We start from the raw sequence: 24550 nt of genomic DNA on the forward strand, positions 1-24550 counted from the left end.
GCATCTCCAAAATTGCGGGCGCACCACCGTGGTGCGCCGAATTGCTGCCGTTTGTACTCCCGCGCCCTTTTTGTGCCGATAACCCATTGGTATTAGGTCGGGACGCGCTCCCTGGGAGAGCATGCACCAACTTAGGGAAATCCCTAGGCCTCAGAATCGGCACTGAAACTGCTCCAGAGCCACACTGGGCTCCTTGATCACCCGACCTCGTCATGCGTCTTGCGCGAAACCTTGCCCGAAACCGACTGTTTCTGACCCTTGTCATCGTCCTCAGCGGCATGCTGCTGAGCATGTGGGCCGCCAGTCGCGTCGCGCTGCAAACCTCTTTGCACGATGAAAGCGAAAGCGTGCAACGCCAGCTCACGCTCTATGCCCAGGCCATGGTGCAGCGCGTGGACCGCTACCGCACCCTGCCCGAGGTGCTGGCGCTCGATGCCGAACTCAAGAGCGCGCTCAGCCACCCGCTCAGAGCCACCGAGGTGGACAGGCTCAACCGCAAGCTGGAGCAGGCCAACGGCGCCAGCCGAGCTTCCACGCTGACCCTCATCGACAGAAGCGGCAAGGCCGTGGCCGCCAGCAACTGGCGCGACTCGCACAGCAATGTGGGCGAGGACTACAGCTTTCGCCCCTATGTGACTCAGGCGCTGAACCAGGGCAGTGGCCGCTTCTATGGCATCGGCATGACCACGGGACTGCCCGGCTACTTTCTCTCCCAGGCCATTCATGATGATGACGGCTCGGTACTTGGACTCATCGCCATCAAGATCCTGTTTCAGGAGCTCGAAGGCGAGTGGAGCCAATCGCCCGACATCGTCTTCGCCTCGGACGAGCATGGCGTGGTCTTTCTCTCCAACCGCGACGAATGGCGCTACCGCCTGCTGGAGCCGCTGTCCAGCAGCGACCAGCAGGAGGTACGGGACACCCATCAATACGCGGGCCAGACTCTGATTCCGCTCGGCTATCGCACCAGCCGGCAGCCTGCGGGCATCGGCATGCTGGCGCATTTCAGCCAGCCTCCGCTGGTCGACCCCATGCTCTGGCTGCGCATGGAACTCCCCGAAAGCCAATGGCAGCTGCACCTGCTGCACGACATCGTCCACAGCCAGACGGCCAGCCACTGGGCGGCAGTGGCCGCTGGCGGCCTGTGGCTCGCCGCCTCGCTGCTGGTACTCTATATCCGCCAGCGCCAGCGTCTGGCTGCCCTGCGCCAGCGCAGCCGCAAGGAGCTGGAGACCGTTCTGCACCAGCATGCGCAGGAGCTGCGCACCGCGCAGGACGGCATTGTCCAGGCCGCCAAGCAGGCCGACACCGGACTCTCGCGCAGCCTGCAGCATCTGCCGCAAGGCGTGGTGGTCGTGGACCCACAGCTGCGGCTGGTGGCCTGGAACTCGCGCTATGTGGAGCTGTTCCGCTACCCGCCCGAGCTCATGCATGTGGGCCAGCCCATTGAGGCTCTGATACGCCACAACGCCAGGCGCGGCCTGCTGGGCAAGGGCGATGTGGAGCCTGCGATCCAGCGCCGCCTCCAGCATCTGCGCAGCGGCAGCCCTCATCTGCACGAAAGCGCCAAGGGCGACGGCACGGTGCTGGAGATTCGCGGCAACCCCCTGCCCGATGGCGGCTTTGTCACCAGCTATGCCGACATCACCAGCTACAAGAACACGGCGCGCGAGTTGCGCAATCTGGCCGATACGCTGGAAAAGCGCATTGCCGATCGCACCCGGGACCTGGCCCAGGCCAAACAGGAGGCCGAGCGCGCCAACCGCTACAAAACCCGCTTTGTCGCCTCGGCCGTGCATGACCTGCTGCAGCCGCTGAATGCGGCGCGCATTTTCACCAGCCTGCTGCCCACCTATCTGCACGATGAGGCAGGCCGCCAACTGGCCCAGCGGGTGGACAAGGCACTGGCCTCTCAGGACGCCATTCTCACCAGCCTGCTCGACATCTCGCGCATGGAATCGGGCCAGCTCGAAGTCCGCGTACGTGACTTCGCGCTCAACTCCTTGCTGGAAGTGGTGCACAACAATTTTGCACTGCAGGCCGAGAACGAGGGCCTGAGCCTGCACTGCATGCCCAGCCGGCTGATCGTGCGCAGCGACGAAGCCCTGCTGCGCCGCATATTGCAGAACTTTGTCTCCAACGCCATCCGCTATACGCGCAAGGGCCGTATCGTCGTGGGCTGTCGCCGCCAGGGCGACCAGGTGCGCATCGAGGTGCATGACCAGGGTCCTGGCATCCCCCAAAGCCTGCAAAAGGAAATCTTCGAAGAGTTCCGCCGCCTCGACGAAGGCCATGCCGACGACCGCGGCACCGGCCTGGGCCTGGCCATCGTGGAACGCCTGGGCAGATTGCTGGACCATGAGATCGGCCTGCGCTCCACCCTGGGCAAGGGCAGCGTCTTCTGGGTCAAGGTTCCACTGGGCCAGGCCGCTGCATTGACGCCGGTATCGCAGCAGCCTTCCCCCAGCGCTCGTGTGGACAGTCCGCTGCAGGGCGGCACCGTCTGGTATGTGGAGGACGATCCCGCCACCCGCGACGCCACCTGCGCCCTGCTCGAGCGCTGGGGCTGCGACGTGCCGCTGGCCGCCAATGCCCCCGAAGCCCTGGCCTACGCAGCGCCCGGCAATGCCCCGCAACTGGTGCTGCTCGATGTGCATCTGGGCCAGCTCTACGGCCCCGATATCTATGCCCAGCTCTGCGAGCGCTGGGGGCAGCAGCCTCCCGTCATCCTGCTGACCGCTGAAGGCGATAGCACCCTGCGCCGCCAGGCTGCCGAACGCGGCTGGGGCTTTCTGGCCAAGCCGGTCAGACCGCCGGCGCTGCGGGCGCTGATGAGCCAGACCTTTTTGCGCGGACGAGAAGGCGGGAGCGCCTGACAACCAAAGTCACTTCCAGCTGCGGCGCTTTCAGTGCATCGAACTCTCGCTATCAATTCAGGACCAGCACCGGTCTGCACGCCATGACTGCGCAAGCCGAGCGGCGGATTCTTCGATATGCTGCAACAGCCTCTGCGGCTTTCAGGCACGCGGGCCGTTCAACCCTGACAGAGACAGCATGCACCATCATCCCGTTGAATCCGCCGTTCCGCCCGGCAGCCGCATCGCACAGCGATTGGCCGGGGCCAGCTTTCACGACTCCTGGAGCATCGTCTCGGACGCCACAGGCCTGTCTGCACTGGACCACTTCATTCTTGCCGCGCGGAAAACGCCGCGCTGGATTGAAATCTGCATGCGTGCGCGCAATCTGGTCGGCGGCCTGGTGGGGCTCAAGAACCTGGGCACCTTGTCGGCCCTGAAGCCCGGAAAACCAGCAGCCAGCTACGGCCCCGGCGACAGGGTCGGCATCTTCACGGTGTTCGAGAACACCTTTGATGAAGCCCTGATCGGCGACGATGACAAGCATCTGAAAGTCGTGCTCAGCATTCACCGCAAGAGCGACATCCGTTCCCTGGACACCGTCATCACCGTCACAACCGTCGTGCATGTCAAGAACGCACTGGGGCATCTCTACATGCTGCCCGTCAAACCCATGCACAGGCTGATCGCTCCTGCCGTTCTGTCCTCCCTGGGAGGGCCAACCCATGCAGCATGAGGCGACACACCTGTGCATGCCTGCTCTTCCTTAGACGGTTGCAGAAGACATGCGCGACTACGACAGCCTGGCTCATCGACACGACAGCAAAGACATGTGCGTGGAGAAGCCCATGTCACTCATTGCCAATCTGATCGGCTTTGCGCCTGCAGAGGAAGACTTGCACTATGCGCTGGGCTTTTATGCCGGAGGCAGCGGCATTGACGACCGCCTGGCTGTGCGCTGCCGGATCGATCTCGCTCATCGGCCCGATGTGGTCAGCAGGCTGCGTCTGAAATCCGTGCATGAAGTATCGTGCGACGCCGACTGGCAAGAGGACTTCCTCTGGCTGATCGATGCGCAAGATGCCCAAGGCTCGCTCCCGACCCATTGTCATCGCTTCATCAATGCGGCGAGACAGGTTTTTCAGGACGAGGTCGATCATCGCTGGGAGATCTTTTTCTCCCACGGCAGCGATATCAATGCATGGTGTGCGGTCTGGCGTAGCCAGGAGCATCTGAACTATCTAAGCTTCGATCAAGGCTGACATCCCGGTGGCGGCCCGTCTCAACACAAGGGGTCGCCAGATGCTGAAATCCTATCGTGCCAGCTGCCATTGCAGCCGGGTTCAGGTTGAAGTCGGCCTGGACCTGAGCCAGCCCAGCTATCGCTGCAACTGCTCCATCTGCAGACGCAGCCGATTCTGGCCCGCCATCGCCAGCCCCGAAAATTTTCGCCTTATTACGGGCGAGAAGGAGCTCACACTCTATGTGTTTGGCTCGCAAAAGAACCAGCATTTCTTCTGCAAACGTTGCGGCATCCGCGTCTTTGGCGTGGGCCACAACACGCCGATAGGCCAGATGTACGGCATCAATATCGGCTGCCTGGAAGAGCTGTCGGAGGAGGAGCTGTCGCGAATTCCCGTCACCTATGTCGATGGCATGCACGATCGCTGGGACACGACGCCGGAGTTTTTTGCGCACTTGTAGCCATCGAACTGCGACAGCGGCATGCCGCTGCAAGCTGCACAAAAATGAGGCATAACACCTCGAACCATTACCAGAAAAACGCAGCAAGCTATCAAGACTGAGGGACCTTGAGGCACCAGGGCAATCAAACCTCGTGATCGTTTTCCAGGCTCTTGACCAGCACGGCGGCCTGGGTGCGTGAATAGCATTCGAGCTTCTTGAGAATCGCCGTCACATGGACCTTGACGGTGTTTTCGGCCAGGCCCAGTTCGTGCGCGATCTGCTTGTTGAGCAGTCCGTCGGCAATGCACAGCAGCACGCGAAACTGCTGGGGCGTGAGCTGGGCCAGGCGAGCGGCCAGGGCCGCATCGGCCTCCGAGCGCTCGGCCACCATGGAGGGAAAGCTGATATCCCCGCTCAGCACATCGTCAATGGCGGCACTCATATCGTCTGCAGCAGCAGACTTGGAGATAAAGCCTGCCGCCCCGAACTGCTGGGCGCGACGGATGATGCGAGGGTCGTCATTGGAGGAGATGATGATCACCGGAACCTGCGCATATTCGCCGCGCAGATGCAGCAGGGACGAGAAGCCGCGCGCGCCGGGCATGGCCAGGTCCAGCAGCACCAGCTCGATCTCGGGATGATCCTGCATCGCTGCGCCCAGGGTCTGGGCGCTGGCCGCCTCCACAATGCGGAATTGCGGAAAGCGGTCGTGCAGCACCTGGATCAACGCTGCGCGAAACAGCGGGTGATCGTCGGCAACGAGAAGAGTGGGCTCGGACATGGCCCGCAGTCTGCCACGGCTGGCACGGCGCTGCATCTGCAAAAACGCATATCCCGCAGCGCCCGGGCCTGTCCGTCACCCAGGCTGCGGCCCGCTGAGTCTGGTTGTCAATCGAGCTTGATGTTGTTGGCCGTGATCACGCGCCCCCATTTGCTGCGCTCGTTGCTGACGAATTTCTCCATCTGCTCGGAGCTGCCGGGCATGGGCTCGACCCCCATGGCTGCCAGACGGGCCTTGGTGCGAGTGTCGGCCAGTGCAAACTGCAGCGACTGGCTGAACTTCTTGACCACCTCGGCCGAGCTGCCCTTGGGCACGACGATGCCCTGCCAGGCATAGCCTTCGAAGCCCTTGAGGCCCTGCTCCTGCAAGGTGGCGACCTTGGGCAGCACATCGATGCGGGCCGGGCTGGCCACGCCTATGGCCTTGAGCTTTTTCTCGCCGAGGAAGGGAATGATGGTGGCGCTATCGGCCCACATGGCAGGAATCTGGCCGCCGATCACATCCTGCACTGCCGGCGCAGCACCGCGATAAGGAACATGGGTCATATTGCCCAGACCGGCTTCTTCGCGAAACAGCTCGCCAACCAGATGATGAGGGCTGCCCAGGCCGGCCGAGCCCCAGCTCACGCCGGTCTTCTGCTGCTTGGCCCAGGCGACAAACTCGCTCAGATTGCTGACCGGCACATCGTTGTTGACCACCAGCAGCATGGGAAAGCGCACCAGCATGCCCACAGGCTTGAAGTCCTTTTCGGCGTTGTAGTTGAGCTTGCGGAACAGAAACGGATTGGCAGCCAGCGTGGCGAAGTCGGCCGTGAACATCAGGTTGCCGTAGTCATGCGAGCGTGCGCTGTACTCGGCCGCGATATTGGTTCCCGCACCGGGCTTGTTGTTGATGACGATGGGGCGCTCCAGATTGCGGCCCATGGCTTCGGCAATCACGCGGGCCACCACGTCGGAGCCCCCGCCTGCGGCGTAGCCTATGACCCATTCCAGGGGCTTTTCCTGCGCCATGGCGACCGGCCCTGCAGCCCATGCCAGCGTCGAGCAGGCCAGTGCGGCCAGAAATTTTTTGCGTTGCATCATCCTTGTCTCCTTGATTCATGGCCCCTTGAATAGATTTTGGTGACGGGGCCTTTAGGGGATGGCGCAGCTGCCGCCAGGCCGGCGGCTTGCTGCATCTCAAGCGGCAGCGTGTACCGGGGCAACCGGTGTCACGGCACCGCGCTCGGCAGGATCTGCGCCGGCAGGAGCGAATCCTGCGCTGGCGCGGGCCAGTTCGAGCGCATGCAGCAAGGTCTCTTGATGGCCGATGTGATTGGCCAGCAGCAGCACCAGGCGGGCATTGAGGGCGTGGCTTTGCGCGGTTTCCAGGCCCTGATGCGTGGTGATCAGGGCTTCATAGAAATCGTCGCAGGCCTGCAGATTTGGATGGGTGGACAGCAGCATGGCGGTCTCCTGAAAAGAAGGGAATCCTCTGGGGTATTTCATTGCAAGGCGCCGCTGGCTTGCAGCAGCGCGGCACGCACGCCAGCCTCGTCAGGACGGCGCCAGCGCGCGCAGACATGCTGGTCGGGGCGCAGCAGATAGCTGGTGCCCGGCCGCGCATCCAGGCGCTGCGCCGCCAGACCCTGCACATCCAGCAGATCGGCTTGCGCGGCCCCGGCATCGCCCTCGGCGGCTATCGAGAGATTGAGCACACCGGTCAGCTCGCGCGCCCAGTCCGGCGTGGGGCCGAAATGCAGCAGCGTGAAGTCCGGGCCCAGGGCGCGCAGCAGCCAGGTGATCTGGCTGTCGCCGGTACGGCGCATGGGCGCGTCGCTGAGCACGGCACCGGGCAGTTGCGAACCCGCGAAGGCCTCGCTGTCCGGCGTGTTGAGCGGCGAGTGATGCAGCGTGGCCGGCACCGACAGACGCCCGCTGTTGACGATGCGACGTGCAAACTCATGCTCGCGCGCCAGCTCCAGCGCCGCATCGCGAAACAGGCGGCTGATCTCGCTCTTGGGCGTGATGAAGTCGGTGGCGCGCGTGGAGTTGCGGATGTTCTCGTCGGCCGCGTATTCGCGCTCGGCACCGTACGTCGCGATCAGCGCAGCGTCGGCCTGGCCGCGCAGCACGCGGTCGAGCTTCCAGGCCAGGTTCTCGGCATCCTGCACGCCGCTGTTGGCGCCGCGTGCGCCGAAGGGCGAGACACCATGCGCGCTGTCACCCGCGAAGACCACGCGGCCGTGGACGAAGCGGTCCATGCGCAGGCAGGCAAAGGTGTAGACACTGGCCCATTCGAGCTCGAAGTGCGCGTCCTTGCCCAGCAATGCGCGGATGCGCGGCAGGATGTTCTCGGGCTTTTTCTCCTCCTCGGGATCGGCCTCCCAGCCCAGCTGGAAGTCGATGCGCCAGACATCGTCGGGCTGGCGGTGCAGCAGCACGCTCTGGCCCGGATGAAATGGCGGATCGAACCAGAACCAGCGCTCGCTCGGGAAATCCGCATGCATCTTCACATCGGCAATCAGAAAGCGGTCGCGGAAGATGCGGCCATGGCTTTCCTGGCCCAGCAGGCCGCGCAAGGGCGAGCGCGATCCGTCGCAGGCCAGCACCCACTGGGCATCGATCCGGTACTCGCCTTCGGGCGTTTCCACGGTCACCAGGGCTCCGTCGTCGCGCGGCGCCAGCGCCGTGACCTTGTTGTGCCAGCGCAGGTCGATCAGCGGCAGCTGCAGTGCGCGCTCGACCAGATAGGCTTCGGCGTAATACTGCTGCAGATTGATGAAGGCCGGGCGCTCGTGACCGGCTTCGGGCAGCAGGTCGAACTGGTAGAGCGACCTATCCCCGGCAAACACCTTGCCCAGATTCCAGGACACGCCCTTGTCCACCATGGACTGGCCCACGCCCAGGCGGTCCCAGATCTCCAGCGTGCGCTTGGAAAAGCAGATGGCGCGCGAGCCCGTGGACAGCTTGCAGTCGTTGTCGAGCACCACCACCGGCTGGCCGCGCTGGGCCAGATCGATGGCCAGCGACAGGCCCACGGGCCCGGCGCCGACGACGACCACGGGGTGGCGGGCCGGGACATCGGCATCCTGGTCTGCATGCCGCCGATAGGGAATCTGGATGGACTGGATGTCGGCGGCGCTGCCGCGCAGGGCGTCAGGAGCAATGGCTGGAGTGGACATGGCGTTCATCGGTGCGCAAACCTTGAAAAGCGTGGATCTGTTTCTTGGGGCAAAAGCCGCCCCTCCGGCTCTTTGCGACCGGATTCAAACTCTATTTTTTTGATAGCTACTACCGCTTGTCAGTCAATGAATTCAATGCTGCTTCCATTTGAATTCATTGCGATCAAAGCGCAAGCAGCTCCTGTTTTAGATAGCTTCGCAGTAGACCGCCGCACCTGCGCAGGAGACTGCCAGCCGGGCGGCCCCGCAGGCGATCAGCCTTCCAGCGCCAGCCACATCTCGCGGTCGCGCTCGGCGGTCCAGATGCGCGGGTCGGCGTGGCCCGATGCCTCGTCATAGGCGCGCGTCACGTCGAAGGGCATGCAGTGGTTGAAGATCACCCAATGGCCGTATTTGGGCTGCAGCTTGGCAAAGGCCGCCTCGTAGACCTTGCGCAGGTCCTGCCTGGCGTCGGCACCAGCCTTGACCTCGGCCCACAGGTCGCTGATGAAGCTGCGCGTGCCTGCCAGGCCGGCCTGCACTTCGGCCGCGTTCTGCAGCGCCGCGCCGCGGCCGGGCACCAGCTTTTCGGGCTGGAGGGCGGCGATGGCATCCAGCGTCTGCGGCCAGTCCTGGAAGTAGGCATCGCCGGCATAGGGCGTGGCATCGAACTCGACCAGATCGCCACTGAACAGCACCTTGTCCTGGGGCAGCCAGACCACGGTATCGCCCTTGGTGTGGCCGCGGCCCAGTTGCAGGATCTGCACCTCGAGCTTGCCCAGCCACAGCGTCATCTTGCCGGTGAAGGTCATGGTCGGCCAGGTCATGCCCTCGGGCACGCTCTCGACGTTCTGGAACAGGCGCGGAAAGCGGCCAATCTCGCTGGCCTTGTCCTGCTCGCCGCGCTCGACGATGAGATCGTAGGTGTCCTGGCTGGCAATGATGTGCTCGGCGCCATAGGCCGAGGCTCCCAGCACGCGCACCGCGTGGTAGTGCGACAGCGTGACGTATTTGATGGGCTTGTCCGTGACCTCGCGAATGCGGCGGATCACGTCCTCGGCCATGACGGGGGTGGCCTGGGTGTCGATGACCATCACGGCGTCGTCGCCGATGATGATGCCGGTGTTGGGGTCGCCCTCGGCCGTGTAGGCATAGGCATGTTCGGAGAGCTTGTCGAAGCTCACCTTCTTGACTTCAAGGTCGGCGGCGGAGGCAAAGGTCTTGGTGCTCATCGTTGCAATCTCTTTGTTTTAAACAAATGCATTCAGCTTTATCGAATTTCCGAATGCTAGATATAAATTCAACATTGCACAATCGATTTGTCATAGTGAAAAACCCTTGCGGCTTTCCAGCCGCTTTTACACCGTCACAATGCCGTCATGCCTCATGCCAACTCTTCTTCGACCGACGCCCGTTTGATGCTTGAATCCAGTGACGACGAACCCGCGCGCGCACCGCGCGGCATACAGAGCGTGGAAGTCGGCGGCCAGTTGCTCAAGGTGCTGGCGCGCACGGGCCGGCGCATGGCGCTCAAGGATCTGGCACGCGAGGCCGAGATGACGGCGGCCAAGGCCCACCCCTATCTGGTGAGCTTTTGCAAGCTGGGCCTGATGGAGCAGGATCGCGTCAGCGGCCACTACGGCCTGGGGCCGCTGGCCATCCAGATGGGGCTCATCAGCCTGCAGCAGGCCGATCCCGTGCGCATGGCGATTGCCGAGCTGCCCGCCCTGGCACAAGAGGTGGGCTACACCGTGTCGGTGTCCATGTGGAGCGGCCAGGGGCCGATCATCATCCGTGTCGAGGAAGGCCCGACCCATGTCTATGTGGCCATGCGCCACGGCACGCCGGCCTCCCTGCGCCATACCGCCACGGGCAAGATTTTTGCGGCTTTCGGCGACCCGGCCCGTATCGCACCGCTGCTGCAGGCCGAAGGCCACAGTCTGGACGAACCGGCGTTTGCCAAGGAACTGGACTCCATTCGCCGCAACCACCTGAGCGTGGTCGAGAACCAGTTGCTGTCGGGCGTGAGCGCGCTGGCGGTGCCGGTGTTCGACGGCTTCGGCCAGTTGGTGCTGGCGATTGCCGCCATCGGTCCTTCGGTCACGCTGACGCTGGACCCCGCCGGTCTGCCGGCACGGACACTGCAGACCCAGGCCCGTCAGCTGTCCCAGCGCCTGGGAGCCCCGGCTGTGCTGACCGGTGCCTGATCACAGACCTGGACTCGGTAGCCCATCGAAGCGCTGATACTGCGCGCCTCTTCGCACACAGCCTGGGCAATCTTGCCCTGCGGATCGGGGTCGAAGCCGCCGCTGGCCCCGAGCGCGCAGAGCACGGCCACCACATGGCCGTTGTAATCGAACAAAGGCGCTGCCACGGCGCTGATGCCGGGTAGATTCAGGTCGCGGATCGCCGCACAGCCGGCCGCGCGAATCTCGCTGCGCAGCTGCTCCAGCGGCTTGCTGGCATGCAGCAGGCGGCGATGCTCCGGGCTGGCGGCATCCAGCTCACGTGCCAGCAGCGCCTCGACCTCGGGCTGCGGCTCCATGAAGGCAAAAAATGCCCGCCCCGTGGCCGACCACAGCATGGACATGACCGAGCCCACACGCACATTGACGGTAATGGGCAGGCTGGGCTCTTCAAAACGCACGATGGTGGGCCCCATATTGCCCATGACCGCGACAAAACTCGTGACCTGCAAGGACTCGCGCAGATGCTGCAAAGCGGGCTCGGACATGCGCACAGGATCATTCTGGCGCATCGCAGCCAGGCCGATATGAATGGCCTCACGCCCGAGCGCGTACTGGGTGCCGCCACGGTCCTGCTCCACCAGGCCCTCGGCCATGAGACTGGCCAGATAGCGATGCACCTTGGCGGGACTTTCATCGACGGCAGCACCGATGGCCGTGAGACTGGCACGCCCGCCCAGCCCGGCCAGTGCCTTGAGCACGGCCAGACAAGTCTCTGCGGCCTGCACACGCTGGCGACGTTGATCCGGCTCTTGCCGGGCATTCGGCGACGCCACTCTTGCGGCTGGGCTGGCTGCTTGCCGCTTCGCCATAGCCAAAGTCTTCTTCTCGATTTTCATAGCTGGTTGCGCCTGTCTCGTAAGCCGTTGAAGACATTTTCACGCATGTCTGGTGCTGACTCTCGGGTAATCCCTTGAAGCATATTTACGCTATGCGTATAAAAATTACGCAAAACAATTTCCGTATTAAAGCGGAACCGCAGGCGGAGTGAAGCTTGGTTAACCCGCAGGCAAACAACACCACAGCCCAGGAGACACCCTCAATGAAAAAACGCCTCTTCACCGCCTCGGTTCTGGCCACCAGCATGCTCTGGCTGGCCGCAGCCCCCGGCACCGTCATGGCCCAGGACAAGTACCCAAGCAAGAGCGTGCGCTGGATCGTGCCCTACGCCGCAGGCGGTGGCTCGGACTTTCTGGCCCGCACCATAGGCCAGGCCTGGGGCGCCCAGGCCCATCAGCCCATCGTCGTGGACAACCGCCCGGGCGGCAACACGGCCATCGGCGCCTCGGAGACCGCGCGCGCACCGGCCGACGGCTATACCGTCCTTTCGGCCGACAACGGCACGCTGATCTTCAACCCCGTGCTCTACAAGAGCCTGAGCTACAACCCCGGCAAGGATCTGACGCCCGTCACGCTCATGGGCCGCTTTCCCATGATTCTGGTGGCCGGCCCCGCCGAGAAGGCCAAGACCGCCAAGGAGTTCATTGCCGCGGCCAAAGCCAGTGCCGAGGGCGTGAACTACGGCTCCGCCGGTGCGGGCAGCCCCCATCACCTGGCCATGGAACTGCTGAAGTCCGAGGCCGGCCTCAAGCTCGCCCATGCGCCCTATCGCGGTGCGGCTCCGGCGCTGGCCGATGTGGCGGGCGGTCAGATTCCCGTGATGATGGTGGACCTGGCCGCCGGCGCCGGCTTCATCAAGGGCGGCAAGGTGCGTCCGCTGGCCGTGGCCAATGCCACGCGCCTGCCCCAACTGCCCGATGTGCCCACCTTCGGCGAGCTGGGCCTGCCCGGCGTGCAGGCTGCGGCCCTGGTCGGCATGGTGGCCCCGGCCAAGACACCGGCCAACGTCGTCACGGCGCTGAACAAGCAGGTGGTCGCCGCCATCAACGAGCCTGCGGTCAAGCAAAAGCTCATCGACTTTGGCGTGGAGCCCGTGGGCAACACGCCCGAGCAGTTCCAGGCGCTGATCCACAGCGAAAGCGCACGCTGGCAAAAGCTGATCAAGGACCTGAACATCACGCTGGACTGATTGCCCCGCTGATCCATGCCGCAGAGGCTGGCGGCAGGCCGCCTCTGCGCTCTCGTCCGATGGCTTATGCCATCTCCTGCCTCTTTGCGTTTGCGAGCGAGCCATGACCACTTCCACCCCCAGTCGCTGCCCCATCGATCACAGCCAGTTCGGCAAGCCCACCGGCCAGAGCGGCCCTACGGGCTGCCCCATCAGCCACGGTGCCGCCAGCTTCGATCCCTTTGCCGACGGCTACCAGCAGGACCCGCCCGAATATGTGCGCTGGGCACGCGAACAGGAGCCGGTGTTCTACAGCCCGCAGCTGGGCTACTGGGTGGTCACGCGCTTCGACGACATCAAGGCCATCTTCCGCGACAACCTGACCTTCAGCCCCTCGATTGCGCTGGAGAAGATCACGCCCACGGGCGATGAGGCCAATGCCGTGCTCGCCAGCTATGGCTTTGCGCTGAACCGCACTCTGGTCAACGAGGACGAGCCCGCGCACATGCCGCGCCGCCGCGCGCTGATGCAGCCCTTCACGCCCGAGGAGCTCAAGCACCACGAGCCCATGGTGCGCCGGCTGGCCCGCGAATACGTGGACCGCTTCATCGACGACGGCCGCGCCGATCTCGTCGATCAGATGCTGTGGGAAGTACCGCTGACGGTGGCCATGCATTTTCTGGGCGTGCCCGCAGACGATATGGACACGCTGCGCCAGTACAGCATCGCCCACACCGTCAACACCTGGGGACGACCGCAGGCCGAGGAGCAGGTGGCCGTGGCTCATGCCGTGGGCAACTTCTGGCAGCACGCGGGCCGGATTCTCGACAAGATGCGCGCCGATCCCGACGCCGAGGGCTGGATGCAATACGGCATCCGCAAGCAAAAAGAGCTGCCCGATGTCGTCACCGACTCCTATCTGCACTCGATGATGATGGCCGGCCTGGTCGCCGCGCACGAGACCACGGCCAACGCCACGGCCAATGCCGTCAAGCTGCTGCTGCAGCACCCCAAGGTCTGGCAGGAGATCTGCGCCGATCCCTCGCTGATACCCAATGCCGTGGAGGAATGCCTGCGCCACAACGGCTCGGTAGCCGCCTGGCGGCGCCTGGCCACCAAGGATGTGGTGATCGGCGGCCAGGCCATTCCGGCCGGCAGCAAGCTGCTCATCGTCACCTCTTCGGCCAACCACGACGAGCAGCACTTTGTCGATGCCGACCTGTTCGACATCCACCGCGACAATGCCAGCGATCACCTGACCTTCGGCTACGGCTCCCACCAGTGCATGGGCAAGAATCTGGCGCGCATGGAAATGCAGATCTTCCTCGAGGAATTCACACGCCGCCTGCCCCATATGCAGCTGGCCGAGCAACGCTTCACCTATGTACCCAACACCTCGTTCCGCGGCCCCGAACATCTGTGGGTGCAATGGGATGTGAGCCGCAACCCCGAGCGCGCCAACCCCGCCGTGCTGGCCGAGCAGCAGCCTGTGCGCATCGGCGAATCCTCGCAAGGCGGCGTCAGCCGCAGCATGCTGGTGGAAAGCACCGAGCTGATTGCCCAGGACGTGCTGCGCGTGCGCCTGAAGGCGCCCGACGGGCGCGACCTGCCACGCTGGACCCCGGGCTCGCATATCGACCTGCACTGCGGCGACACGGGCATCTCGCGCCAGTACTCGCTATGCGGTGATCCGCAGCAAGCAGATACCTACGAGATCGCCGTGCTGCGCGAGGAGCACAGCCGTGGCGGTTCGGCCTGGATACATGATGCGCTGCAGGCCGGCATGAAGGTGCAGATGCGCGGCCCGCGCAATCACTTCAAGCTCGACGAAGGCGCGCAGCAGCTGATTCTCGTCGCCGGAGGCATAGGTATCACGCCGGTTGCGGCCATGGCGGCTCGCGCCCAGGCCTTGGGCATCCCCTATGAAATCCACTACAGCTGCAGCCAGCGCGAGCGCATGGCGCTCCTGGATGCATTGCAGGCACGGCATGGCGAGCTCCTGCAGATCTATGTGGGCGCGGAGGGCCGGCGAGCCGACTACCAGGCGCTGCTGGCTCAGGTCAGGCCAGGCGCACAGATCTATGCCTGCGGTCCGCAGCGCATGCTCGACGGCCTGGCGGAGGCCTGCCGCCACTGGCCCGAGGACAGCCTGCGCGTGGAGCATTTCTCCAGCACCCTGGGAGCCCTCGACCCGGACAAGGAACACGGCTTTGAGGTCGAACTGCGCGAGTCCGGCATCACGCTGCAGGTGCGCAACGATGAGACCCTGCTCGATGCACTGCGCAGCGCCAATATCGATATCGAGTGCGACTGCCGCGAAGGCCTGTGCGGCTCCTGCGAGGTGCCTGTGCTCGAAGGCGATATCGACCATCGCGACATGGTGCTGACCCGTGCCGAGCGCGCGGCATGCACGAAGATGATGAGCTGCTGCTCTCGCGCCAGGACGCAGGAGTCCAGAATCGTTCTGGCGCTGTAGCGTCCGAGGCGGGCAGCCCCAGGCGGGCAGCCCCCGGGCGGGCAGCACCCTGCCGGAGGCTGCCGCAGGCCATGCATGGCTTGTGCCTAGAATCACAGCCCATATGGGCCTGTTGCAAATATTGCTGATTCTTGTGTGGGCGCCGACTGCAGCGCTCATCGCCTTCGTGGCCACCAGCTGGCTGGGCCATGGCGTGCAAGCCATCTGGAGCGCCGTGACTCGCGCTCAAGCCGACGAGCGCTCGACCTGGCCGCTGCTGCTGGGCGGCGTGGCGGCCCTGGCTGGCATGGTGGGGGCCGTCATCACCTTTCCGGACCAGGCCGTCATGCGCCATGCGTTTGACAAGCTGCTGGGCTATGGCTCCACACGTGTGGAGATCACGCTGCGCCAGGACGATGCCGCCACGCGCCAGGCCCTGCTGGAGACGCTGCGCCCCTTCATGGAGATGGGCGGGCGCGAGATCCGCTACCGCGTCTCCACGCGCCACGGCAGCTATACCGAGACCGACGAAGTGCCCAGCTACTACCGCTTCGAGAACGGGCGCCTGGAGATCGCCACAGGCGGCATCGTCAGCAACGACAGACTGTCCGTGATGCAGCCCGGCTTCAAGGCACTGGCGCAATTTCCCACAGCCGGCTCCATTGACGCCAGCGTGCCGGCCACAGTGAGCCTTGGCAAGGCACGGATAGCAGCGGAGATGCTGCCGCGCACAGCCATGCTGGTCCACGGCGACGCCGCCAAGGAATTGCCAAGCATGCTGCGCCCCGCCGCCCCGGCCCGTTGCCATCTGGAGGTGCAGGCGCTGTTCTCCACGGATGCCTTCAGGCTGCTCATGTTTGCGGGCAGGGCCTCGGGCGATGTCAAGATCCACACCGGCCCCGATACCGCCCTGCGCGACACGCAGTACCAACTGGTCGGCATGGGCCTGGTGCTGGGCCGCAACGGGCGCAGCGTCAAGGAGCTGGAGACCGATGCCACCCGCATCTATGGCGTGCTGAGACTGCTGCCGCCGGACCTGAATCTTGATGTCATGGACTGCGATACGGCGCTGGGACGCATGAGCGACCCGGCCCTGGTGGCAGCCGCCATGCTGTCCACGTTTCCCGGCCTGGAAGGACGCGTGAATGGCATAGAGATCACGCCTTCAGCCTCCTTCTCGCCCTGGCACCACCGGGGCTGGACGGCCGTGCCGCCCGGCACGCGCTCGAAAGGCGGAACGCGAGCCGAAGCGGGCACACGCAGCTGCTCGCTTGAACAGCACCGCCACACGCGCGCCCGACTGGCCATGATCGAGGAGCTCTGCATGGAGCGCGATCCTCAAAACGGTGGTGCCGCCTGCACCCAGCTGCGCAAACGCCTGAACTGGACCCAGGCCGAGCTGGCCCGGTGCACCGGCCGATCGGCACCTTGAAACCCTGGCCTGCAACAGCGCCCAAGCTACTAGGGATGCCGGGCTGCAGCAGCCGCAGATCGGCCGGTCGCTGGCTCACATGGACCAGATTCTCGGCGTGCCGCCCTGCAGACCCCAGAGTTCTTTTCTCCAAAATATCCACACGGTTTTCCACAGCATCATCACAGGCTCAACCACAGGTGATGCACAGCGCAAAACCAGCATGTTTTCATTGGGGGCGGTGACACCGCTCAACACCGCCGGAGCGGCCTTGGCAAGCAGCTCCTGCGTGCCTTCCAGCAAGGCTTCGCGCTGATGGCGTGCCATGGCTGAGCCGCTGGCAAAGATCAGACTGCCCAGGCAGCGATGCCCGGCCAGTCCCAGATCGCCATTGAGCAGCAGCTCGTCCTGTGCATCGATCACGCCGCGCTCCAGAAAACGGCCCGGCCATTCGATGTGCTGCTCGAACCTGCCGGACTCATAGGGCTGGTCCGCCAGCGGCAGGCCCAGCGCCGTCACATCCCAGGTCAGCAGCTGAGCGTCTTCGGCGAGATCGAACTCCAGCTGGTTGACAGCATCGCAGGCGTTGTACGCAATCGCCTCCAGCGGCAGCCACTCCAGCCTCGCACCGGGGTCCAGGCGCAGCCGGGTGCGCTGCATGGCCTGCTTCCCGTTGCTTTTGTAAAAGCGCGTGGCACCAGGCGTGGTGACCAGCGTATGCGCACCTTCTGCGACATGGACATCAATGTCCAGCACATCGCCGCCCACCAGCCCGCCCGGTGGGTGCACCAGCACGTTGTGGCAGATGGCCGGCCCCTCGGGATACAGACTTTTGAGGATGCGCAGCGGACCATCGTGCGTGAAATGCACCGAGGTCTTGCCGGCCTGCAGGAAATAGTTCAGCGCCAGTTGCGCATGCCAGGTCATCGTCTTTCTTGCCTCTTCAAGCAGGCCTGCCGCTCAGGCCCGGGTAGCTCAGCTCTTTTGCTTACTAACTCATGAAAATTCATTCGTTGTTGCAAGGCTGCCGCGCTTCTACAGTCTTCAGCACGCCAGCCCGCAAAGCGCATGGCGATTGACTTCAGGAGCTTTCATGTCGGCCAGTACCGTAACTCATTCCCGCCTGCATCGCACTCTGGCCCCGTGGCTGACATCGATGGCGGTGCTGTGCTGCACGCTGGCAACGAGCCCTGCTGCTGCGCAATCTGGCGGTGCAGCGGCCTCGGCATGGAAGCCCAGCAAAGCCACGGAATTCATTGTCCCCAGCGGAGCCGGCGCTGCGCTGGATCAGGCAGCCCGCAAGCTCACCGAGCTGCTGGCACGCGAGGGCCATGCACCGCAGTTCGTGGTCAGCAACAAGTCCGGCGCGCATGCGATCGCCGCGCTGGAGAGCCTGCACCGCCACCCTGGCGACGCCCACACGCTGATGACGCTGAGCACCAGCTACGGCAACAGCCTGGCGCAGAACGCCCTGCCCGCGCATCTGCAAAAAGGCACGCCGCTGGTGACCTTGCTGCGCGAGTTCACCACCGTGGTCGTGCGTGCGGATTCGCCGCTGCGCAATGCCCAGGATCTGATCACCCAGCTGCGCAAGGACCCCGAGAAATACTCCATCGGCATCGCCACCACGCTGGGCAATCACATCCATCTGGGCGTGGCCCAGCCCTTGCAGCAAGGCGGCGTGAATATCCAGAAACTGCGCATCGTGCCCTACAAGTCCTCCGCCGAATCCATGGTGGCGCTGGCAGGCGGGCATCTCGATGTGGTTTCGGCCACCACGCCGAATCTGCTGCCCTATCTGCAGTCGGGCCGCGTGCGCGTGCTGGCGATTGCCGCCGACAAGCGGCTTGAAGGCGTGTTCGCCCAGTCGCCCACCTGGAAGGAGCAGGGCATCGACTATGTCAGCGACTCGTTTCAGGGCGTGATGACGGCACCCGGAGCCAGCGCCGCGCAGCAGGCGTACTGGGTGAATGCGCTGCGCAAGGTTTCCGAAACCCGGGAGTGGAAGGACTTTGTGGCGCTCAACCAGTGGGAGCCCGTGTTTCTCGGCCCGCAGGACACCGCCCACGCCCTGAGTGCACAGGTCGAACGCAGCCATGCGCTTCTCACCGAGCTGGGCCTGCTGCCGGCCAGCACCTCCCGTATTGCCCAGGCCCGTTGAAGCCTCGCTCTCATCAGGAAAAATCCCATGAACATGCCCCTGCCCCACGCTCCGCTGCAGCATCTGGACGAACGCCTGAGCTCCGCAAGCAACATCACTCCGCATATCCGCATCGCACCGCAGTCGGCGCATATCGGCGCGCTGATCAGCGGCGTCAATCTGAAGCAGGCCTTGAGCGCCGCCGAAGTGCACACCATCCGCTCGGCATTGTTGCGCTGGAAGGTGGTCTTCTTTCGCGACCAGCACCTCAGCCATGAGCAGCAGATCGCTTTTTCGCGCCAGTTTGGCGAGCTGACGCCCGGCCATCCCGTCTTCGGTCATGTCGATGGCTTTCCCGAGCTGTATTCGATTGCCAAGCACCGCAAGGCCAACCGCCACAGCGGCCAGGCCGAACAGCGCCCCTGGACCGGCTGGCATGCCGATGTGACGGCCGCCCACAACCCGCCGGCCGCATCGATTCTGCGCGGCGTGACGATTCCGCCCTATGGCGGCGACACGCAATGGACCAATCTGGCCGCTGCCTACGAAGCGCTCTCCAGACCGCTGCAGGTCTTTTTGCAGGGCCTGCGTGGCGAGCACCGCTTCAGCGCTCCGCAAGGCGCCACGGCATCGCAGGAATACCTGGATCTGGTGCGCGACAACACCCTGATCAGCGAACACCCGCTGGTCACGATCCACCCCGAGACTGGCGAGAAGGTGCTCTACATCAGCCCCGGCTTTCTCAAGTCCATCGCGGAACTCTCCACCCGCGAATCGCGCGTGCTGCTGGAGCTGCTCTGGGAGCACGCTGTCAGCAGCGAGTTCACCGTGCGCTTCAAGTGGGAACCCGGCTCGCTGGCCTTCTGGGACAACCGCTCCACGGCCCATGTGGCACCACAGGATATCTTTGCGCTGGAGTTCGATCGCCAGCTCTATCGCACCACGCTGGTGGGCGAAGTTCCCCGGGGCGCGGACGGCCGCGCCAGCACTGCCATACAGGGCAATCCGGTGCTGGCCGCGCACGGCGCAGCGTATTGACGAAATGAGTTGTCCTGCGGGCATGGCCTGAGGCTTTGAGGTGCCGCTTGCGGCACCTTTTTTCTTCGCCCGATATTCAAATCGCCACCAGCGAGCGCACATTCTTCTCCTGCATCTCGCTGCCCGGGCCCGATGCGATCACCTCGCCGCGCTCCATCACCACATACTGGTCGGCCAGCTCCTCGGCAAAGTCGTAGTACTGCTCGCACAGCAGGATGGCCATGTCGCCGCGATTGGCCAGCATGCGGATCACGCGGCCTATGTCCTTGATGATGCTGGGCTGTATGCCCTCGGTGGGCTCATCCAGGATCAGGATCTTGGGCTGCGGCGCCAGCGCGCGCGCAATGGCCAGCTGCTGCTGTTGCCCGCCCGATAGATCGCCGCCACGGCGGTGCAGCATCTGCCCCAGCACGGGAAACAGCTCGTACAGCTCGCCCGGAATCCGGGTGCCTGCCGAGCAGTAGGACAGGCCCATACGCAGATTGTCTTCCACCGACAGCCGCGAGAAGATTTCGCGCCCCTGGGGCACATAGCCGATGCCGCTGCGCGCGCGCTCATAGGGCGTCCTGCGCGCGATATCGCGGCCCTGCCATTCAATGCCGCCGCTTCTGATGGGAACCAGCCCCATCAGGCTTTTGAGCAAGGTGGTCTTGCCCACGCCGTTGCGGCCCAGCAGCACCGTGACCTTGCCGATCTCGGCCGTGAAATTCACGTCACGCAGGATGTGCGAGCCGCCGTAGTACTGATGCAGGTTCTGAACTTTAAGCATTTTGACCTCTAACGCTTACACAGCAAGCGCAAGCAGCTATCCAATTTGATTAACCCACAGCGCTCATCGGACCGGAGACACCGAGCAAGAGCCGCCTCGCGGCGGGGCCGCCCAGGCGAAGCGTCTCAGGGGGTTACCTCCCAAGGTACACCTCGATCACGCGCTCGTCGGCCTGGACCTGGGCCAGCGTTCCCTCGGCCAGCACCGAGCCGTCGCAGAGCACCGTGACCTTCTCGCTGATGGTGTCGATAAAGCTCATGTCGTGCTCCACCACCATCAGCGAATGCTTGCCTTTGAGGGTGAGAAACAGCTCCGCCGTGCGCGCTGTTTCCTCGTCGGTCATGCCGGCCACGGGCTCGTCGAGCAGCAGCAGCCTGGGCTCCTGCACCAGCAGCATGCCGATCTCCAGCCACTGCTTCTGGCCGTGGCTGAGCAAGCCCGCCTGGCGCGTGACACTGGCCGCCAGATGAATGGTGTGCAGCACCTCGGCAATGCGGTCCTTTTGCGCGCCGCTGAGCTTGAACAGCATGGAGGAGGCAATCCCCTTGTGGGTCTTGAGCGCCAGCTCCAGGTTCTCGAACACGCTGAGCTGCTCGAACACCGTGGGCTTCTGGAACTTGCGGCCAATGCCCATGGCGGCGATCTCGGGCTCCTTGTAGCGCAGCAGATCGATGGTGGATCCGAAAAACACCGTGCCGCTATCGGGCCGGGTCTTGCCGGTGATGATGTCCATCATCGTGGTCTTGCCCGCGCCATTTGGGCCGATGATGCAGCGCAGCTCGCCGGGTGCGATATCGAGGTTCAGACCCTTGATGGCCTTGAAGCCGTCGAAGCTCACATGCACGTCTTCGAGGTAGAGGATGCGGCCGTGGGTCACATCCACTTCGCCGGCCACCACGGGGCGCGCCAGACTGGCGTTGCGCCCGCCGGATTCGGTGCGCAGCGCGGCTTCGCGCTGCTGGTAGGAGGCCAGGCGCTGCTCGCCTTCCTGCATGAGATCGGGGGTCATGCGCGGGCTCCTTTCAACGAGTCTGCGGCTGCGCGTTCGGTGGCTTTGCGAGCCAGGGCAGCAGCGGCTTGGTTGAGCTCGGATTGCGTCTGCGCATTGCGCTTCTCACGCCACTGGCGAAGCTGCTGCGGCAGGCGAATCAGTCCTCCCGGCATGAACAGCGTCACGACGATGAACAGCGCACCCAGCACGTACAGCCAGTATTCGGGTGCGGCCACGGTGAGCCAGCTCTTGCCGCCATTGACGGCAAACGCGCCGATGATGGGGCCGACCAGCGAGGCACGTCCGCCCACGGCCGTCCACACCGCCATTTCGATGGAATTGCCCACGCTCATCTCGCTGGGGTTGATGATGCCCACCTGGGGCACATAGAGCGCGCCCGCCAGGCCGCACATCATGGCCGAGATGACCCAGATCGACAGCTTGTAGGGCAGCGGGTTGTAGCCGCAGAACATGGTGCGCGATTCGGCATCGCGCACGGCCTGCAGCACGCGGCCGTACTTGCTTCTTATCAGCCAGCGCGAGAACAGAAAGCAGCCCAGCAGCGCCAGCCCCGACAGCGCGAACAGCAGCACATGCATGGCCTGCGAATTGACCGAATAACCGACCAAGGTTCTGAAGCCCGTGAAGCCGTTGTTGCCGCCAAAGCCGGTCTCGTTGCGGAAGAACAGCAGCATGGCGGCATAGGTCAGGGCCTGGGTGATGATGGAGAAATACACGCCCTTGATGCGCGAGCGAAAGGCGAAGTAGCCGAACAGCCCGCCGATCAGGCCCGGCACCAGAAACACAAGCAGCACGGTGGCGGCAAAGCTGCCCGAGAGCGCCCAGTGCCAGGGCAGTTCCTTCCAGTCCAGAAAACCCATGAAGGCGGGCAATGCCTCGGGGCCTGCGGCCTCGCGCATCAGGTACATGCCCATCACATAGCCGCCCAGTGCGAAGAACAGGCCGTGGCCCAGGCTCAGGATGCCGGTATAGCCCCAGATCAGGTCAATCGCCAGCGCGCAGATGGCATAGCACATGAACTTGCCCAGCAGGCCCAGCATGTAGTCGGAAAGGTGCAGCGCACTGTCCTCGGGCACCCACAGATTGAGTGCGGGAGCCACGGCGCAGACCATGGTCAGGGCCAGCAGAAATGCCGTCCAGCCCTTGGCGGATAGCAGCGGCGCGGGCTTGGGCAGTTCGATGGGTATGAATTGGGTTGTCATGTCAGTTTTCCCTCAAGTCGAGCAAGGCACATGGCCTGCGCAGCTGGCGCGGTCCAGGTACGAGACACCGAGCAAGGGCCGCCCCGCAGCGAGGGTGTCGTCCCCTGCCCGCAGCGCGCAGCAATGCGAGAGCGGGGGAGGCCGCGAAGCGACTCAGGGGGTGTTTCATGTTTCCGCACTCCGGCCCTTCAAGGCAAAGATGCCTTGCGGACGCTTTTGAATGAAGACCACGATGAACAGCAGCACGGCGATCTTGGCCAGCACGGCCCCGGTCCAGCCTTCCAGCAGCTTGCTGAGCACGCCCAGACCCAGAGCCGCGTAGACGGTGCCCGCCAGCTGCCCCACACCACCCAGCACCACCACCAGGAAACTGTCCACGATGTAGTTCTGCCCCAGATCCGGGCCCACGTTGCCGATCTGGCTCAGGGCGCAGCCGGCAAGACCGGCGATACCGGATCCCAGTGCAAACGCATAGGTGTCGGTGCGTGCCGTGTTGACGCCCACGCAGGAGGCCATGGCGCGGTTCTGCGTCACACCGCGCACAAACAGGCCCAGCCGCGTTCTGGCGATCATGAAGGCCACGCCCGCCAGCACGGCGAACGCAAAGACGATGATGGCGATGCGGTTCCAGGGCAGCGTGAGATTGGGCAGCAGCGCAATCCCGCCGCTCATCCAGACGGGGTTTTCCACGCCCACGTTCTGCGCCCCGAAAAGGCTGCGCACGGTCTGCTGCAGCACCAGGCTGATGCCGAAGGTAGCCAGCAGGGTCTCCAGCGGGCGACCGTAGAGAAAGCGGATCACGCCGCGCTCCAGCACCGCACCCACCAGCGCCGAGGCCAGAAAGGCCACGGGAACGGCCACCACCAGATACCAGCCAAACCAGGCCTCGGGCAGCCAGCGCTGGAATGCGACCTGCACCAGGTAGGTGGCATAGGCACCGATCATGATCAGCTCGCCGTGCGCCATATTGATGACGCCCATCAGGCCGTAGGTGATAGCCAGACCCAGCGCCGCCAGCAACAGCACCGAGCCCAGGCTGATGCCGCTGAAGATCGCCCCCAGCCTGTCGCCCCAGGCCAGGCCTTCGGCAATGCCGGCCAGCGCGGTCTTGATGGCTTTTTGCACGCCAGGGTCGGACTCTTCGGACAGGCGCTGGTTCAGCAGCAACTGCGTCTCCGGCGTCTGCTGGCGCGACAACTGCTCCACCGCCTTCAGACGCTGCTGCACCTCGTCGCTGCCCAGCAGGCTGGCAGCCAGGCTGCGCTCCAGCAGGGCTCTGACCTGCCCGTCCTGTTCAGTAGCCAGCGCTTTTTCGATCAGGGGAAGTCGCCCCGCATCAGGCTCGGAGGCCAGTTGCTCGGCAGCCTTGCGGCGCGCCTGCGCATCGCTGCTGCCCAGCGCCAGCGCTGCCTGCGCCGTGTCGATGACGGAGCGCAGATAGTTGTTGCTGACGACCTCCTCGGCATCGGCCGGGAGTTGGGCGGGCCGGCCGGTCACCGCATCGCTGACCGCATCGCCGCTGACCACATAGGCCCGGCCCTGGGACACGCGCACCTCATCGTCGGACAGCGCCTTGAGATAGGCAGCGAGGCGACCGCCGTCGCTCTGCGCATCGGGTGCCAGCACGGCCTGATTGATGGCCTGCACGCGCTGCTCGGAATCGTCTGCCGCCGCCATGGCATAGGCCTGCTCGGTCGTCAGCGCGTGACTGGCAAAGCTCAGCAAGGAGCCCAGCCCGGCGGCCCATACCAGCCGCCATGACTTGCGCAGTAGTTTCATAAAAGAATCTCGGATATTTAGCGCTG

At 64.4% G+C, this 24550-nt stretch carries 21 protein-coding genes; 10 read left to right on the forward strand and 11 right to left on the reverse strand.

Translation table 11 applies throughout. The features are described 5' to 3' along the window. Window positions 1–212 precede the first annotated feature (212 nt). From F0P97_RS25815 to F0P97_RS25830, 4 genes are all read left to right on the forward strand, one after another. Window positions 213–2876, forward strand: a complete 2664-nt coding sequence (locus F0P97_RS25815) for a PAS-domain containing protein (RefSeq protein WP_182284894.1) — start codon at window positions 213–215, stop codon at window positions 2874–2876. A gap of 178 nt (window positions 2877–3054) precedes the next feature. Continuing rightward, window positions 3055–3591 carry a DUF2867 domain-containing protein gene (locus F0P97_RS25820; RefSeq protein ID WP_182284895.1) on the forward strand — a complete coding sequence of 179 codons (537 nt, stop codon included), beginning with the start codon at window positions 3055–3057 and terminating at the stop codon, window positions 3589–3591. Window positions 3592–3640: 49 nt separating this feature from the next. Further along, on the forward strand, window positions 3641–4117 hold the full coding sequence (locus F0P97_RS25825) for a hypothetical protein (protein ID WP_182284896.1): 477 nt from the start codon (window positions 3641–3643) through the stop codon (window positions 4115–4117). 40 nt (window positions 4118–4157) lie between these two features. Beyond that, on the forward strand, window positions 4158–4559 hold the full coding sequence (locus F0P97_RS25830; protein WP_182284897.1) for a GFA family protein: 402 nt from the start codon (window positions 4158–4160) through the stop codon (window positions 4557–4559). 124 nt (window positions 4560–4683) lie between these two features. On the opposite strand, the gene F0P97_RS25835 is transcribed toward F0P97_RS25830, so the two are convergent. The 5 genes from F0P97_RS25835 to F0P97_RS25855 form a co-directional block, all read right to left on the reverse strand. Further along, window positions 4684–5322 carry a response regulator gene (locus tag F0P97_RS25835; protein WP_003081054.1) on the reverse strand — a complete coding sequence of 213 codons (639 nt, stop codon included), beginning with the start codon at window positions 5320–5322 and terminating at the stop codon, window positions 4684–4686. A 107-nt stretch (window positions 5323–5429) separates the two neighbouring features. Then, a complete protein-coding gene (locus F0P97_RS25840) occupies window positions 5430–6404 on the reverse strand; it encodes a Bug family tripartite tricarboxylate transporter substrate binding protein (protein ID WP_182284898.1) in 975 nt (324 codons plus the stop codon). 96 nt (window positions 6405–6500) lie between these two features. Next, on the reverse strand, window positions 6501–6767 hold the full coding sequence (locus F0P97_RS25845; RefSeq protein WP_182284899.1) for a DUF2783 domain-containing protein: 267 nt from the start codon (window positions 6765–6767) through the stop codon (window positions 6501–6503). Window positions 6768–6805: 38 nt separating this feature from the next. Beyond that, window positions 6806–8485: an FAD-dependent oxidoreductase gene (locus tag F0P97_RS25850; protein ID WP_182284900.1), complete on the reverse strand. Its 1680-nt coding sequence runs from the start codon at window positions 8483–8485 to the stop codon at window positions 6806–6808. Between the two features lie 254 nt (window positions 8486–8739). Further along, a complete protein-coding gene (locus tag F0P97_RS25855; RefSeq protein ID WP_182284901.1) occupies window positions 8740–9696 on the reverse strand; it encodes an MBL fold metallo-hydrolase in 957 nt (318 codons plus the stop codon). 147 nt (window positions 9697–9843) lie between these two features. Between F0P97_RS25855 and F0P97_RS25860 the strand changes: the two genes are divergently transcribed. Continuing rightward, window positions 9844–10671 (forward strand): IclR family transcriptional regulator, encoded by an 828-nt coding sequence (locus F0P97_RS25860; RefSeq protein WP_182284902.1) that lies wholly within the window; start codon window positions 9844–9846, stop codon window positions 10669–10671. Here F0P97_RS25860 and F0P97_RS25865 read toward each other — a convergent pair. Beyond that, a complete protein-coding gene (locus F0P97_RS25865; protein ID WP_232538065.1) occupies window positions 10623–11522 on the reverse strand; it encodes an IclR family transcriptional regulator in 900 nt (299 codons plus the stop codon). The genes F0P97_RS25860 and F0P97_RS25865 overlap by 49 nt on opposite strands. 230 nt (window positions 11523–11752) lie before the next feature. Between F0P97_RS25865 and F0P97_RS25870 the strand changes: the two genes are divergently transcribed. The 3 genes from F0P97_RS25870 (at window position 11753) to F0P97_RS25880 (ending at window position 16605) form a co-directional block, all read left to right on the forward strand. Further along, window positions 11753–12739, forward strand: coding sequence for a Bug family tripartite tricarboxylate transporter substrate binding protein (locus F0P97_RS25870; protein WP_182284903.1), 987 nt, complete (start codon window positions 11753–11755; stop codon window positions 12737–12739). A 103-nt stretch (window positions 12740–12842) separates the two neighbouring features. Further along, on the forward strand, window positions 12843–15194 hold the full coding sequence (locus F0P97_RS25875) for a cytochrome P450/oxidoreductase (RefSeq protein ID WP_182284904.1): 2352 nt from the start codon (window positions 12843–12845) through the stop codon (window positions 15192–15194). Window positions 15195–15297: 103 nt separating this feature from the next. Continuing rightward, entirely contained in the window at window positions 15298–16605 is a 1308-nt protein-coding gene (locus F0P97_RS25880; protein WP_182284905.1) for a hypothetical protein, read from the forward strand. 75 nt (window positions 16606–16680) lie between these two features. On the opposite strand, the gene F0P97_RS25885 is transcribed toward F0P97_RS25880, so the two are convergent. Next, on the reverse strand, window positions 16681–17511 hold the full coding sequence (locus F0P97_RS25885; RefSeq protein WP_182284906.1) for an urease accessory protein UreD: 831 nt from the start codon (window positions 17509–17511) through the stop codon (window positions 16681–16683). 166 nt (window positions 17512–17677) lie between these two features. On the opposite strand from F0P97_RS25885, the gene F0P97_RS25890 reads away from it, so the two are divergent. Beyond that, the gene (locus F0P97_RS25890) at window positions 17678–18745 is read left to right on the forward strand and encodes a tripartite tricarboxylate transporter substrate binding protein (protein WP_232538066.1); all 1068 of its coding nucleotides are present in this window, start codon (window positions 17678–17680) and stop codon (window positions 18743–18745) included. 27 nt (window positions 18746–18772) lie between these two features. After that, the gene (locus tag F0P97_RS25895) at window positions 18773–19762 is read left to right on the forward strand and encodes a TauD/TfdA dioxygenase family protein (protein WP_182284907.1); all 990 of its coding nucleotides are present in this window, start codon (window positions 18773–18775) and stop codon (window positions 19760–19762) included. Window positions 19763–19838: 76 nt separating this feature from the next. Here F0P97_RS25895 and urtE read toward each other — a convergent pair whose 3' ends face one another. From urtE to urtB, 4 genes are all read right to left on the reverse strand, one after another. After that, window positions 19839–20531 carry an urea ABC transporter ATP-binding subunit UrtE gene (gene urtE, locus F0P97_RS25900; RefSeq protein ID WP_182284908.1) on the reverse strand — a complete coding sequence of 231 codons (693 nt, stop codon included), beginning with the start codon at window positions 20529–20531 and terminating at the stop codon, window positions 19839–19841. Between the two features lie 133 nt (window positions 20532–20664). Further along, on the reverse strand, window positions 20665–21540 hold the full coding sequence (urtD, locus tag F0P97_RS25905) for an urea ABC transporter ATP-binding protein UrtD (protein WP_182284909.1): 876 nt from the start codon (window positions 21538–21540) through the stop codon (window positions 20665–20667). Next, window positions 21537–22745: an urea ABC transporter permease subunit UrtC gene (gene urtC, locus F0P97_RS25910; protein WP_182284910.1), complete on the reverse strand. Its 1209-nt coding sequence runs from the start codon at window positions 22743–22745 to the stop codon at window positions 21537–21539. The genes urtD and urtC overlap by 4 nt, the downstream gene beginning before the upstream one ends. Window positions 22746–22910: 165 nt before the next feature. Beyond that, complete coding sequence (gene urtB / locus F0P97_RS25915; protein WP_182284911.1) at window positions 22911–24524, reverse strand: urea ABC transporter permease subunit UrtB; 1614 nt, start codon at window positions 24522–24524, stop codon at window positions 22911–22913. Between the last annotated feature and the right edge of the window lie 26 nt (window positions 24525–24550).

This window comes from Comamonas testosteroni (assembly GCF_014076415.1).
In the GTDB taxonomy this organism is placed as follows: Bacteria; Pseudomonadota; Gammaproteobacteria; order Burkholderiales; family Burkholderiaceae_C; genus Comamonas; species Comamonas testosteroni_F.